Source organism: Methylibium sp. Pch-M (assembly GCF_004136295.1).
Classification (GTDB): Bacteria; Pseudomonadota; Gammaproteobacteria; order Burkholderiales; family Burkholderiaceae_C; genus Methylibium; species Methylibium petroleiphilum.
On record NZ_CP029606.1, the window covers coordinates 1,694,797 to 1,707,287 of the forward strand.

General features: G+C 73.6%; 13 protein-coding genes. 7 read left to right on the forward strand and 6 right to left on the reverse strand.

Features of this window, described 5'->3' with window-relative positions; translation table 11 throughout:
- Positions 1-20: 20 nt before the first annotated feature.
- From C1M51_RS08135 to C1M51_RS08145, 3 genes are read left to right on the forward strand one after another with little or no spacing between them, the layout of a single operon-like run.
- A complete protein-coding gene (locus C1M51_RS08135) occupies positions 21-734 on the forward strand; it encodes a hypothetical protein (RefSeq protein ID WP_129448996.1) in 714 nt (237 codons plus the stop codon).
- A 13-nt stretch (positions 735-747) separates the two neighbouring features.
- On the forward strand, positions 748-1,734 hold the full coding sequence (locus C1M51_RS08140; RefSeq protein WP_129448997.1) for a hypothetical protein: 987 nt from the start codon (positions 748-750) through the stop codon (positions 1,732-1,734).
- Between the two features lie 19 nt (positions 1,735-1,753).
- Positions 1,754-2,905: a hypothetical protein gene (locus C1M51_RS08145; protein ID WP_129448998.1), complete on the forward strand. Its 1,152-nt coding sequence runs from the start codon at positions 1,754-1,756 to the stop codon at positions 2,903-2,905.
- A 15-nt stretch (positions 2,906-2,920) separates the two neighbouring features.
- Here the strand turns inward: C1M51_RS08145 and C1M51_RS08150 are convergent, their stop codons facing one another.
- Positions 2,921-3,889, reverse strand: a complete 969-nt coding sequence (locus tag C1M51_RS08150; protein ID WP_129448999.1) for a DMT family transporter — start codon at positions 3,887-3,889, stop codon at positions 2,921-2,923.
- A 148-nt stretch (positions 3,890-4,037) separates the two neighbouring features.
- Here C1M51_RS08150 and C1M51_RS08155 point away from each other — a divergent pair, with 148 nt between their 5' ends.
- Positions 4,038-4,634: a DUF1269 domain-containing protein gene (locus C1M51_RS08155; protein ID WP_129449000.1), complete on the forward strand. Its 597-nt coding sequence runs from the start codon at positions 4,038-4,040 to the stop codon at positions 4,632-4,634.
- 21 nt (positions 4,635-4,655) lie between these two features.
- Here the strand turns inward: C1M51_RS08155 and C1M51_RS08160 are convergent, their stop codons facing one another.
- Complete coding sequence (locus tag C1M51_RS08160) at positions 4,656-5,483, reverse strand: AraC family transcriptional regulator (protein ID WP_129449001.1); 828 nt, start codon at positions 5,481-5,483, stop codon at positions 4,656-4,658.
- Positions 5,484-5,640: 157 nt separating this feature from the next.
- On the opposite strand from C1M51_RS08160, the gene C1M51_RS08165 reads away from it, so the two are divergent.
- On the forward strand, positions 5,641-5,829 hold the full coding sequence (locus tag C1M51_RS08165) for a hypothetical protein (protein ID WP_036232445.1): 189 nt from the start codon (positions 5,641-5,643) through the stop codon (positions 5,827-5,829).
- Here the strand turns inward: C1M51_RS08165 and C1M51_RS08170 are convergent.
- Positions 5,826-6,776, reverse strand: a complete 951-nt coding sequence (locus C1M51_RS08170) for a rhodanese-like domain-containing protein (RefSeq protein WP_129449002.1) — start codon at positions 6,774-6,776, stop codon at positions 5,826-5,828. The two genes, C1M51_RS08165 and C1M51_RS08170, sit on opposite strands and share 4 nt — an antisense overlap.
- Before the next feature lie 77 nt (positions 6,777-6,853).
- Here C1M51_RS08170 and C1M51_RS08175 point away from each other — a divergent pair, with 77 nt between their 5' ends.
- The gene (locus C1M51_RS08175; protein ID WP_129449003.1) at positions 6,854-7,447 is read left to right on the forward strand and encodes a YigZ family protein; all 594 of its coding nucleotides are present in this window, start codon (positions 6,854-6,856) and stop codon (positions 7,445-7,447) included.
- Between the two features lie 93 nt (positions 7,448-7,540).
- Positions 7,541-8,497, forward strand: coding sequence for a recombination-associated protein RdgC (locus C1M51_RS08180; RefSeq protein ID WP_242500002.1), 957 nt, complete (start codon positions 7,541-7,543; stop codon positions 8,495-8,497).
- A gap of 19 nt (positions 8,498-8,516) precedes the next feature.
- Here C1M51_RS08180 and C1M51_RS08185 read toward each other — a convergent pair whose 3' ends face one another.
- The 3 genes from C1M51_RS08185 to C1M51_RS08195 are packed head-to-tail and all read right to left on the reverse strand — an operon-like array spanning position 8,517 to position 12,488.
- Complete coding sequence (locus tag C1M51_RS08185) at positions 8,517-9,377, reverse strand: oxaloacetate decarboxylase (RefSeq protein WP_207207817.1); 861 nt, start codon at positions 9,375-9,377, stop codon at positions 8,517-8,519.
- 41 nt (positions 9,378-9,418) lie between these two features.
- On the reverse strand, positions 9,419-11,122 hold the full coding sequence (locus C1M51_RS08190; RefSeq protein ID WP_129449005.1) for a dihydroxy-acid dehydratase: 1,704 nt from the start codon (positions 11,120-11,122) through the stop codon (positions 9,419-9,421).
- A 43-nt stretch (positions 11,123-11,165) separates the two neighbouring features.
- The gene (locus C1M51_RS08195; RefSeq protein WP_129449006.1) at positions 11,166-12,488 is read right to left on the reverse strand and encodes an FAD-dependent oxidoreductase; all 1,323 of its coding nucleotides are present in this window, start codon (positions 12,486-12,488) and stop codon (positions 11,166-11,168) included.
- Positions 12,489-12,491 lie beyond the last annotated feature (3 nt).

The window sequence follows — 12,491 nt, forward strand, 5'->3', positions numbered from 1 at the left end:
GGCGACTGCAAGGGGAGAGCATGGGAGTTCGTGACGGGCGCGGCCGTTGGCGCGCACGCGGGGCCGGGCTGTTTGCGCTGATCGCGGGCTGCGAGGTGCTGGCGGGGCCCTTCACTCCCGTGGCAGGCCAGGAGTACCGCGAGGTGGCCGACCCGCCGACCCAGGTGCAGGGCCAGGCGGTGGTGGGCGCGGCCCTGATCGGCGTGCAGTCGCAGATCGGCGCGCAGTTCCTCTACGCCCGCGCCAAGGCGCCGTTCAGCGGGCAGGTGCGCGTCAGCCTCACCACCGCCGATGGCCGGCTGCGTGGCGACGGCGTCTTCCAGGGCGAGGCCCGCGAGGGCGAATGGATCGAGCTCGAACTCAAACCGAGGGACGGCAAGCGCCTGCGCCCCAATCCGCTGGCGCCCGAGCGCGTCGCGGTGTCGGTGCGCTATGTCGAGAACGGCTCGTCGGTCGAGCATCCGATGGTCGCGGCCTGGGAGGTCCCGTCCGCAACGGCGACGGCCGCGACGCTGCGGTTGTATGTCAACAGCCGGCGCGCCCCGGAGATGCTGGTCGCGGTGAAGGGCCGTCCGCCCGAGATGTGCCGGCGGGCGCCGGACAAGTCGACGGTGCGCTTCGACATGCTGTGCGAACTGCCGCTCGCCAACGTCGTGGGCAGCAAGGGCAAGCTCACGCTGGTGCGCCGCGACGGCTTCGAAGAGCTGGAGCAGCCGGTCGTCGTCGGCTGGTGAAGGCCCGCGCACGGTGCGACACCTGCTCTCCCACCTGGCCGTGATGCTGCTGCTCGCAGCGCTGGCGGCGGCCATCGCGCTGCCGCTCAGCCTGCGCACCGCGACCGACACGGCGTTCACGCTGACCGCGAACACCGACGTCCTGTCGGTCGAGCCGCTGTGCGACCAGGAACTGGTCTGGGACCTCGGCAGGGCCGAGGCCGTGGCGCTCGGGGCCGGCGCGACAGCGCCGGGGCGAGGCGCCAGCGCCACCAGCGTGCACCTGCGCGGCGGCGCGCGCGCGGTGCTGGAGCGGCGCCCCGACGGCTTGTGGCGCATCGACCTGACCCGCGGGCCGCTGCACGCGCGCTGCATCGCCCAGACCGGCCAGCCGGCGGTGGTGGTGACGGTCGACGACCAGGTGCTGGAACTGCCGACCGACCCCGCGAAGGGACCGCGCGCGCTGAGCGTGCGGACGACACGGCCCGCCGCAGCGGGCCCGCAGAAGGACGAGGACGACAAGCCGTCCGGTACCGTGCTGCTGCTGAGCGGCCGCGTGGTGCTGGGGGAACTGCTGCGCCACGGCGGCGGCTGGCAGCAGACCACCTCGCCGCTGCTGCGCGAGGGCAAGCTCGAGGCGCGCACCCGCGAGCCCTTCACCGACCGCAGCGTGCCGGTGATCGAGGAGGCCCTGGACGCCGGCAGCCGCGTCGACACGCATGCCTGCCTGATGCATGCCGAGGCGCCCGCGCAGCTCGCCTGCCTGGGCACCACGCCGGTGAGCGCCACCGGCATCGTCTACGACAACAAGGATCGCGCACTCGACGTGAAGCTGCACGTGACGACCGCGCGCATCGGCATCGCGCAGCACGGCGGCGAACAGCGCGCCGTCGCCGTCACCTGGTGGAACCGCTTCGTCTCGCTGCAGTTCGTGCAGATGTTCGCGGCCACCCTGCTGCTGCTCGGCACGCTGGCGCAGACGGTCACCACGCTGCCCGGACTGTTTCGACCCGCCCCCTGACGACCCACCCGCCTGCCCGATGACACCCCTCCCGATCGCCCGATGGCTCGGCCTGCTGCTGGCACCGGCCCTGATCTCCACCGCCGGCGCCGAGCCGGTCGACATCCGCCAGGGCGACTCCAACGGCTCGGGCTACGGCTTTCGGCGCGGCGACAACTGCCTCGTCGTCACCGCCGGCCACGTGGTCGCGGAGACCGGCGCCGACATCACCGTCACCGACCGCCAGGGCGGCAAGGCCACCGGACAGCGCATCTACTACAACCCGTCGCGCACCGAGGACCTGGCGCTGATCGAACTGCCGGCACGCTCCGTCGTGGCCTGCAACGACCGCTGGCCCGATGCGTCGGAGGTGGCGCCCGCCGCCGCTGCCGCGAACGCACCCTTCGAGGTGGTGCGCCACTACCCCGGCGGCCGCGAGACCATCGTGCGGCTGCGCGCGGCCGGCGGCACCTCGCAATGGCACACGCTGGCCTTCGAGGACAAGCTGCGCATCATCCAGTCCGACAGCGGCTCGATCGTGCGCTCGAACGGCCGTTTCGCCGGCATCGTGGTGAGCGTGCGCGAGGCCGACGACCGCGTGGACGTGCTGCGTTTCGACGTCATCGACCGCCTGGTCGGCGACCGCTTCCGCACCGCGGTGCGCGGCGTGCCGGTCGCGCTCGAGGGCGTGAAGCAGCGCGGCCGCGTCAACCCCAACTGGACCACCTACGTCGCATCGTGGCTGAGCGAGTCCGCCGGCCGCCCGGTGGTGCCGCCGCAGGATGCGAGCGCGCGCTGCCGCATCGGCGTCGACGTCATCGAGTGGGCGCGTTCCCGGGTCGACAACCCGGAGTACGACAAGCTGGAAAGCGCGCTGCGCGCCTGCACGCAGGGCGTGTCGATCGGCGGCGTGCCGCTCGGGCTGAAGCTGCCGGGCACCGACCGCGCCAGCTGCCAGCGCCACGTGCGCGAGCAGATGCGCGGCGTGCCGCGCGTGCTGCCGTCGCACAAGCTCACGCTCAACGTCACCATGACGCCGCGCCAGCGCACACCCGTCAGCAAGCTGCAGACGACCGAGCACATCGAGGACGGCAGCAAGGGCGGCGCGCGCGCCGAGACCGAGCTCACGGTGCTGCAGCAGTCGTTCGCGCAGGTGGCCGGCGAGCTGTTCAGCGCCGGCGCCTGCGAGTAGCGCCGCGGCGGGCGCTCAGGCCGGGTGCGCCTCGGCCGCCAGCGGCTCGGGGCGCACCCGCAACGCCCACATCACGCCGGCAATCAGCAACGCCACGCCGGCGAGCGTGAGCGGACCGGGCCATTCCTGGCGCAGCGCATAGGCATAGGCCAGCGCCGACAGCGTCTCGAACACGATGAGCTGGCCGACCAGCGAGGTCGGCAGGCGCTGGCTGGCCTCGTTCCAGCACAGCGTGCCCAGCCAGGAAGCGAACAGGCCGACCGCGAGCATCAGCAGCACGAAGCGCTCGGGTTGCGGGCCGAAGGGCATCGCGAAGGCCTGGCCGCTCGCCGCGTTCCACGCCCAGAAGCCCGCGAAACCCAGCGCCGCCGGCAGCAGCGTCGCCACGCCCTGTGCGGTGGCCCAGGTGCGCGGACTGCGGTCGGCGTGCGCGCGCAGCCAGTCGGCGTTGCGCAGCGGGTACCAGGTCCAGCACGCCACCGCGCCGACGGCCAGCAGCGCGCCGACGGCGTAGCGGCCCAGGTCGGCCTGCGGGTCGGCGCGCAGCGCGGCGAGCTCGGCCTGGTTAACGCAGCCGATGCCGGCCGCGATGAGCGCCAGCGAGGGCGCCAGCCGGCCCCAGGGCAGCCGGCCGTCGCGCGCGGCGTCGCGCAGGTTGGAGGTGATCGCGATCACCACCGGCAGCGTGCCGATGATCATCGTCGGCAGCGGCCCGCCGGCGCGCTGGATGGCCGCCGCGAGGCACAGGTAGTACAGCAGGTTGCCGACGAGCGACAGGCGCAGCGCCTCGCGCCAGTCGGCGCGCGTGAACTGCGCGAGGCGCGCGCGGTCCAGCCACGCCAGCGGCAGCGCGATCAGCCCGAAGGCGAGATAGCGCGCGAACGACAGCAGGGCCGCCGGGTAGTCGGCCAGCAAGGTCGGGGCGATGAACACCAGGCCCCACATCAGGCCGGCGGACAGCGCGAACAGGGTTCCGATCCACATGATCCCGCGAGCGTAGCCGCCCGCCGCGCCGGCGGTCTTGTACCGGCTTGCGCCTTGACCCTGCTTGCGACGCATGAATGGGCCGGCGTATAAGCGGAACGTCGATCGCCCCGCGGGGTGGGCCCCGCGACCACTCAAGGAGGGTGCCATGCGCAGACGCATCTATTGGCTGCTGCCCGACCTGACGAGCGCCAGGCGGACCATGAACGACCTGCTGCTCGCCCGCATCGGCGACGCCCACATCCACTTCGTCGCGCGCGAGAACGCCGACCTGTCCGGGCTGCACGCCGCGAACCTCCTGCAGACCTCCGACCTGCTGCGCTCGGCGCAGGCCGGGCTGGTGATCGGCGGGCTGGGCGGCGCGGTGATCGGCGTGCTGGCCGCGATGTTCTTCCCGATCGTCGGCGGTGCCGAGTCGGGGCTGGCGGCGCTGCGCGCGGTGTTCGCGTCGTCCGACTGGAGCGGCGCCGAACTGCGGTCGGCGCTCGATTCGCCGCAGTGGGCGATGGCGGCGGTGCTCGCGGTGCTGGGCGGCCTGCTGGGGGCCTGGTCGTCGAGCATGATCGGCATCGCCGCACCGAGCGGGCGGCTGCGCCGCTTCGAGGGCGCGCTGGCGGACGGCCAGCTGCTGCTGATGGTCGACGTGCCGCGCTCGCGCGTGCAGGAGATCGAGTCGCTGCTGCAGGCCACGCACCCGGAGGCGCATTTCGAGGGCGTGGAGCCGGACGTGCCGGCCTTCCCCTGAGCCGGGCCGCGCGACCGGCAGCTAGCGCCGCCGCACCTGCCGCTGGTAACGCGCCGGCGTGACGCCGTAGCGGCGCGCGAAGGTGCGCGTCAGGTGCGCCTGGTCGGTGAGCCCGGTGGCCGCGGCGACCTGCGCCGCCGGTTCGCCGGCCGCCAGCAGGCGCTTGGCCTCGAACAGCCGCAGCGCCATCAGCATCTGCTGTGGCGTGACGTGGTACTGCGCCTTGAAGCGGCGCAGGAAATGGAAGGGGCTGAGGCCGGCCACCGCCGCCAGTTCGTCGAGCGTGAGGCGGCGATCGAGATGGGCGCGCAGGTAGTCCACCACCGGCGCGAAGCGCAAGGCTCCTTCGGCCGGGCTCTCGCGCGCCACGCGGGCGTGGCTGCGGAACTCGGCCAGCAGCGTGTGCAGCAGGCTGTCGAACGCGAGCGGCTCGTCGGCCTGCCAGAGCCGCTGCAGCAGCGCACCGACGCGGCGCGCGCGTGGCGCGTCGTGGCCCACTGCGTCGCCGAAATGCCAGCCGCGCTCGCCGCTGATGCGCTCGACCACGTCGACATCGAGGTAGACCATGCGGTAGCGCCAGCCGCCGTCGGTCTCGGCGCGGCCGGTGTGCAGTTCGTCGGGGTTCATCAGCACCAGCGAGTCGGCCGGCGCCAGGTGGTCCGCGCCGCGGTAGCGGAAGCGCTCGACCCCCGACTCGATGGCGCCCAGGCCGAAGGCCTCGTGGGTGTGCGGCTCGAAGGCGTGGCGCACGATGTGCGCGCGGTACAGCTCGACGCCCTCGCGGTGGCCCGGGCGGCGGAACTCGACGGCATCGAGCGGGTGGTCGAAATGCGGCGGCACGCCCTTCATCGCGGGATCATGGCATGCGGAGAAATGCCTGGCCGCGTCGCGCCACTGCTGTTACTGTGGGAGCCCGCTCCTGGAGAACCTTATCGCCCTCCAACGCCCCCCGACGCCCAAGCGGCGCTCCCTGCCGGCGGCTGCCCGCCCCGATCCACGTCGCGAGATGCTGCGCGATGGCCTGCGGCAGACCGTCGACCACCTGAAGCAGCGGCGCGCCGACCTCATCGACGCCGGCGTCATCGCCGACTACGTGGCCCTGAACTGGCTCGAGTGGCATGGCGGCAGCCTGCGGCTCACCATCGTCGGCGGCAACGTCTGCAAGCAGATGGCGCCTGCGGCACCCACGTCCTAGGGCAGCGGCGGCGGCCGACCCTCGGCCACCGCGCGGCCCATCGCCGCCCACCCCTCCAGTCCGCCGGCCAGCGGTCGCACGCGCTGCAACCCCGCCGCCCGCAGCGCCTGCGCGGCGGTGGCCGCCGAGGCCTCGTTGGGGCAGTTGCAATACAGCACGATCTCGCGGTCGCGCGGCAACTGCGACGCATGCACCGCGACCTCGCTCAACTCCACGCGCCATGCGCCGGGAATGTGGCGCAGATCAAGACCGGTGGCGGCGCCGGAGCGCACGTCGAGGATCACGGGCCCTGCGCCCTCATCGATCAACGCCTGCAGTTCGGCCTGCGTGATGCGGGACATGGCTGCGGCGTTGCGGAAGCGCCGCCGCCGCAGGTAGCGCCACAGCACGAAGCCGGCGACGGCCAGCAGCAGCAGTGCGGTCGCCGCGGCGCCGGCCCGGGCCAGCACGTCGAGCAGCGCCTGGATCTGCGTGCTGAACACCGCGCCCAGGCCCAGGAACACCAGCGACCAGACGGCCCCGCCCAGCGCGTCGTAGGCGACGAAGCGCGCGGCGCTCATGCCCACCGCACCGGCCATCGGCGCCGCGACGACCGAGACGCCGGGCACGAACTTGGCCGCCACCAGCGAGCTGCCGCCCCAGCGCAGGATCAGCGCCTCGCTCTGGCGCACGCAGGAATCGGGCGACAGCGAGATGCGGCACAGCAGCCCGAGCACGCGATGCCCGTAGTGCCGCCCGGCGACGAACCATGCCGCATCGCCCAGCACGTTGGCGACGACCGCGACCGCCAGCAGCGCCGGCAGCGACAGCGTGCCGCCGACCGCCAGGCCGCCGGCCACCACCAGCAGCGGCGCAGCCGGCAGCGGCACGCCGATGCGCGCCGCCAGCGTGGTGGCGAACACGACGATCAGGCCGTGCTGGACGACGAGGGCGATGAGGGCTTGCACGCGCTGCGTTCCGCAAGAGGGGCGAAGCCGGCATTCGAGCACAGCGCGCGCCGCCGTGCCGGCTATGCTGCGCGCCCATGCCCCGCACCCTGGCCAGCGCCGTCCACAGCGAACTGCTGATCCGCAAGAGCCGCTTCATCGGCTGCGTCGAGCCGGTGGCCGACCGCCCGGCGGCGCTGTTGCGCGTGGCTGCGCTGCGGGCCCTGCACCCCGGCGCCGCGCACGTGTGCTGGGCGCTGCTGGCCGGCGGCGCCTCGGCGGCAGTCGACGACGGCGAGCCCGGTGGCACCGCCGGGCGGCCGATGCTGGAGGTGCTGCGCCACCAGGACCTCGACGGCGTGCTGGCCACCGTGGTGCGCTACTTCGGCGGCGTGAAGCTCGGCGCCGGCGGCCTGGTGCGCGCCTACACCGACGCGGTGGCCCAGGCCCTGCTCGGCGCCGACAAGCGGCCGCTGCAGCGACTGCAGACGCTGCGCTGCGTGCTGCCCTACGCGCTCGAGGGCTGGCTGCGCCGCGAGCTCGACGCCGCCGGTGCCGGGGGCCTGCAGGTCCGCCACGGCATGCACGTGGAGCTGCAGTTCAGCCTGCCCGAGGGTGACGCCGCGGCGCTGCGGCGGCGGCTCGACGACGGCGGCCAGGGCCGGCTGGTGTGGGTGGCGCCGGCGGACTGAGCCGCAGCCCGGCCGGCAGGCGCCGACCATGGACAATCGCCCCTCCCCGGCCGGGCCGCGCGAGCGGCCGGCCGACGCTGCATCAAAGAGAGGATGGCCTTGTTCAAGAACCTGACGGTGTACCGCATCGGCCCCGAGTGGTCGGGCAGCGCGACACAGATCGAGGAGCGCCTCGCCACCGCACGCTTCACCGAATGCGGCGCCACGCAGGCCCTGTCGGCCGGCTGGGTGCCGCCGCGCGGGCACGCGCACGGTGCGCTGGTCGAGAGCGTCGCGGGCCAGTGGCTGGCGACGCTGATGGTCGAGCAGAAGCTGCTGCCGGCCGCCGTGGTGAAGCGCCGCACCGACGAGCTGGCGCAGCGCGCCGAGCACGACACCGGGCGCAAGCCGGGCCGCAAGCACCTGAAGGAGCTGAAGGAGCAGGCGGCGCTGGAACTGCTGCCGATGGCGTTCACCAAGCGCGCGTCCTTCCGTGTCTGGCTGGACCCGCAGCGGCGGCTGCTGATCGTCGACGCCAGCAGCCCGGCACGCGCCGGCGATGTGGTCACACACCTGGTCAAGGTGCTCGACGGCCTGCCGGTCGCGCCGCTGCAGACCGCGCTGTCGGCCGCCACCGCGATGGCCGGCTGGCTGGCCGACGGCGAGCCGCCGCCCGCCTTCTCGGTGGACCGCGAGTGCGAGCTGAAGTCCGACGACGAGCAGAAGTCGGTGGTGCGCTATGCGCGTCACCGGCTCGACACCGACGAGGTGCGGCAGCACATCGGCGAGGGCAAGCGACCGACGCGACTGGCCCTGACCTGGCGGGGTCGCGTGTCCTTCGTGCTGACCGACGCGGCGCAGATCAAGAAGCTCGACTTCCTCGACGGCGTGTTCGACGCCCACCCCGGCCGCGCCGACGCCGACGCGGCCTTCGATGCCGACCTGGCCATCGCCACCGGCGAGCTGGTGCAGCTCATTCCCGACCTGGTCGACGCGCTCGGCGGCGAGGCCGATCCCGCCGCCGGCGCGTCATCGCGGCCCGAGCCGCTGCCGGAACTGAAGGCGGCCTGAGCCCGGTGCCGCGGGCGCCTCAGCGGCGGAACATCGCGTTGATCTCGCCGAACGGCACGGCTGCCTCGGCGTAGGTGAACGTGCCGTCGGCACGGATCTCGCGCGCCGCGCGCAGGAAGGCCCCGTAGGCGGCACGCGCCAGCGACGAGCCCACGCTGATGCGCTTGACGCCCAGGCGCTGGAGCTCGTCGAACGACAGCGCCGCGCCCGCCAGGCCCATCACCACGTTGACCGGCCGCGGCGCGACCGCCTTCACCACCGCGGCGATGTCCTCGGGCGTCTTCAGCCCGGGGGCGTACAGCACGTCGGCGCCGGCCTCGGCGTAGGCCTCGAGCCGGCGGATCGTGTCGGCGAGGTCGATGCGACCGTGCAGCAGGTTCTCCGCGCGCGCGGTCAGCACGAACGGGAACGGCAGCGTCCGCGCGGTGCGCACCGCGGCCCGGACGCGGTCGACCGCCAGTTCGAAGGGATAGATCGGCGCGTCGCGGCGGCCGCTGGCGTCCTCGATCGAGCCGCCCACCAGGCCGGCCCGCGCGGCCATGCGCACGGTCTCGGCGCAGGAGGCCGGATCGTCGCCGAAGCCGTTCTCCAGGTCGGCCGACACCGGCAGCTCGGTGGCCTCGACGATCGCGCGGGCGTTGGCGAAGGTCTCGTCGCGCGTGACCGCGCCCTCCATGTCGGGCCGGCCGATCGAGAACGCGTAGCCGGCGCTGGTGGTGGCCAGCGCCTCGAAGCCCATCGCGGCGAGCAGCTTCGCCGAGCCGGCGTCCCAGGGATTGGGGATCACGAACGCGCCATCGCGCTCGTGCAGTGCGCGCAGTCGCCCGGCGCGTTCAGCCTGGGCCGCGGCCCGGGCCGCGACGCTTTCGTTTCCGCTCATGGCGTGCTGCTCCTGTCGTTGCTGCGGCCGCGGCGGCGGCTTCAGCGCTGCGGGTCCGCCGGCGTCAGCACCGGCCGCACGCCGAGCACCGCGCCCCTGGACAACGGCTGCACCAGTGTGCCGTACAGGTGCAGCCAGCCGAAGCGGCCGCCCGCCTCCGGCGGCGCGAAGCCTTCGAGCCGGCGTGCCACCTCCTCGGCCGGCACCTGCAGTTCGATGCGGCGCGCGGTCAGGTCGATCTCGATCGCGTCACCGTCGCGCACCGCCGCCAGCGGGCCGCCCTCGGCCGCCTCGGGCATCACCTGGCCGATGGTGATGCCGCTGTTCAGGCCCGACAGTTCGCCGTCGGTGACCACCGCCACCTCGCTGCCCAGCCCGGCGCCCACCAGCGCGGCCATGAAGCTGGCCGCGAACACCGTGCCCGGCCCGCCCTTCGGGCCCAGCATGCGCAGCACGATCACCTGGCCCGGGCGCACCGCGCCGGTCTTCAGGCCCTCGATCGCCAGCGCCTCGTCCTCGAACACCCGGGCTTCGCCGCGGAAGCGGCGGATCGCCGCCGGCACCGCGGCCAGCTTGACCAGCGCGCCGTCGGGCGCGAGCGAACCGCGGATGATCATCAGCCCCGGCTCGTGTGCGAACGGCTCGGCCAGCGGCCGGATGCAGGCGGCGTCGGGCGCCGGAGTCTCGTCGATCAACGCGCCCAGGCGCCGGCCGTCGGCCGTGAGCACCTCGCGGTCGAGCTGCGGTGCCAGCTGCCGGAGCACGCCGCGCACACCGCCGGCGGCCTCGAAGGTCTCGATGCGGTCCGGCCCGTTGGGCCGGATGCGGGTGAGCATCGGCACCTCGTCGGCGGCGCGCTCGAACTCCGCGATCACGTCGACCGGGCACTCGGACTCGATCGCGATGGCGATCAGGTGGCGCATCACGTTGACCGAGCAGCCGGTCGCCACCGCGAAGCGCACCGCGTTGCGGAAGGCGCCGGGCGTGAGGATGGCGCGCGGCCGCAGGTCCTGCTGCACCATCTCGACGATGCGCGTGCCGGCCTGCGCCGCCAGCGCGTGCAGCCGCGGGCCGTCGGCGCGCACCGGCGCGTTGCCGGGCAGCGCCATGCCCAGCGCCTCGGCCAGGCAATGCATCGAATTGGCCGTGGCGAGGCCGGCGCACACGCCGGGGCCGTCGATCGCCACGCGGCACATGCCCTGCAGCGCGTCGAGGTCCATCTGGCCGGCCTTCACGGTGCCGACCGCCTTGTAGACCTCCTCGATGTCGACGTGGTGCTCGCCGCACTGGCGGCCGAGCTGGTAGCCGCAGGCCAGCACCAGGCTGGGCACGTCCAGGCGGCCGGCGGCCATCAGGTGGGCCGGCGTGGTCTTGTCGCAGCTCGACAGCAGCAGCATGCCGTCGAGCTCGGCGCCCTCGACCTGCACCTCGATGTCGTTGACGATCAGGTCGCGCGTGGGCATCAGGTAGCGGCCCTGGCGGCCCGCGCTGGTGACGAAGTCGGACGGCGCCGCGGTGCGGATCTCCAGCGGCAGCCCGCCGGCGGCGCGGATCGCCTCGGCCACCCGCTTCGCGATGCCGTCGAGGTGCTGGAAGCACACCGACAGGCCGCTGGAGGTGTTGACGACGGCGATCTTGGGCTTGTCGAAGTCGGCCTCGGCGATGCCCATCGCGCTCCACTGCGCATGACGCACCGCCCAGCGCGTGGAGCCGGGCTCGAAATTGCTGCGGAAGGAACGGGCCATGGTGTTCGGGTGCAGGGAAAGAAAGGAGTGAGGGAGGCCGGCGTCAGGCGTCGAGGCAGGCGCCCTGCCGGTTCAGCAGCTCGCGGATCACGCTGCCCGGAATGGCCCGCACCGGCGTGCGCTCGCGCAGCGCCACCGTGGCCGCCACGCCCAGCGCGTGGCCATAGGAGAAGCACTGCGCGGTGACGCGGGCCGAGGCCACGGCCTCGTGCTCGGCCGACAGGCAGCGCCCGCCGAACAGCAGGCCCTCGCCGCGCTCGGGCACGAAGCAGCCCCAGGGCACTTCGTACCAGTCGTTCAGCAGCCACTGCACGCGCGGCTTGCTGCCGGCGTGCAGCTCGATGGGCCAGGGCGAGCGCGCCACGCCATCGGCGAACTTGCTGCCTCTCACCACGTCCTCGTTGCGCAACGTCGCCAGGCCGCGTGCCTGGCGGGTCTGACGCACGCCGACCTGGACCGCGGTGTCGTTGACCCAGCTCGCCTCGCAGCCGGCCAGCCGGTCCTTGAAGAAGCGGGCGTACTCGCGCACCTGGCGGCGGCCCTCGACCTCGGCCTCGGTGAAGTCGTCGCCGTCGATGCAGTTGAGCTCGCGCCCGTCGGCACCGCGCACGCGCGTGCAGTTGCACAGCAGCTCGCCGGGACGCGTGGTCTCGAACAGCCAGATCTTCTGGCGCGGCAAGGCGTAGCCGGTGTCGGCCGCGGCGGCGATCAGCGCCGTGACCTCGGGCGGCATGATGGTGTCGCTGCCGTAGGCCGCCTTGAAACGCGCGACGTCCACGCCCTGCAGGCGGAAGATCATCGTCGGGTTCTGCACCACGCCATCGGCACCGCAGTAGGTCTCGAGGCCGGCCATCGCCACCAGGTCGGCATCGCCGCTGGCGTCGATCGTGAGGCCGGCGCGCACATCGAGCAGGCCGCCCTTGGTCCACACCATTGCGCCGTCGATGCGGTCGCCGTCGCGGTGCACGCCGGTCGCTAGCGCGTGGTACGCGAGCTGCACGCCGGCCATGCCCAGCAGCGCATCGGCCGATTCGCGCCACGCCAACGGCTCGTGCACCCGGGTCCAGGTCTTGCCGTAGAGCACCGGCTCGGCCAGCCCGCCGCGTTGCTCCATCGCGGCGATGAAGTCGTCGACGAAGCCGTGCACGATCTGCTTCGGCCGCCGCGGCGTCTCCTCGGCTTCGTAGAGTCCGCAGACGGTGCCCGACAGGCCCGCCACCGCGCCGCCGCCGCAGAAGCCGTAGCGCTCCACCAGCAAGGTCTTCAGCCCGGCGCGGGCCGCGACGGTTGCCGCGGCCACGCCGGTGGCACCGCCGCCGACCACGAGCACGTCGACCTCGACACGCTGACCCGGTCTCGCATCCATCGC

Bases quoted from the DNA above. Each gene is read 5' to 3' on its own strand.
- C1M51_RS08150 (WP_129448999.1), bottom strand. From the start codon at position 3,889: ATGTGGATCGGAACCCTGTTCGCGCTGTCCGCCGGCCTGATGTGGGGC.
- C1M51_RS08195 (WP_129449006.1), bottom strand. From the start codon at position 12,488: ATGGATGCGAGACCGGGTCAGCGTGTCGAGGTCGACGTGCTCGTGGTC.
- C1M51_RS08175 (WP_129449003.1), top strand. From the start codon at position 6,854: ATGCCCCGCACCCTGGCCAGCGCCGTCCACAGCGAACTGCTGATCCGC.
- C1M51_RS08185 (WP_207207817.1), bottom strand. From the start codon at position 9,377: ATGAGCGGAAACGAAAGCGTCGCGGCCCGGGCCGCGGCCCAGGCTGAA.
- C1M51_RS08180 (WP_242500002.1), top strand. From the start codon at position 7,541: ATGGCCTTGTTCAAGAACCTGACGGTGTACCGCATCGGCCCCGAGTGG.
- C1M51_RS08160 (WP_129449001.1), bottom strand. From the start codon at position 5,483: ATGAAGGGCGTGCCGCCGCATTTCGACCACCCGCTCGATGCCGTCGAG.
- C1M51_RS08135 (WP_129448996.1), top strand. From the start codon at position 21: ATGGGAGTTCGTGACGGGCGCGGCCGTTGGCGCGCACGCGGGGCCGGG.
- C1M51_RS08190 (WP_129449005.1), bottom strand. From the start codon at position 11,122: ATGGCCCGTTCCTTCCGCAGCAATTTCGAGCCCGGCTCCACGCGCTGG.
- C1M51_RS08165 (WP_036232445.1), top strand. From the start codon at position 5,641: ATGCTGCGCGATGGCCTGCGGCAGACCGTCGACCACCTGAAGCAGCGG.
- C1M51_RS08145 (WP_129448998.1), top strand. From the start codon at position 1,754: ATGACACCCCTCCCGATCGCCCGATGGCTCGGCCTGCTGCTGGCACCG.
- C1M51_RS08155 (WP_129449000.1), top strand. From the start codon at position 4,038: ATGCGCAGACGCATCTATTGGCTGCTGCCCGACCTGACGAGCGCCAGG.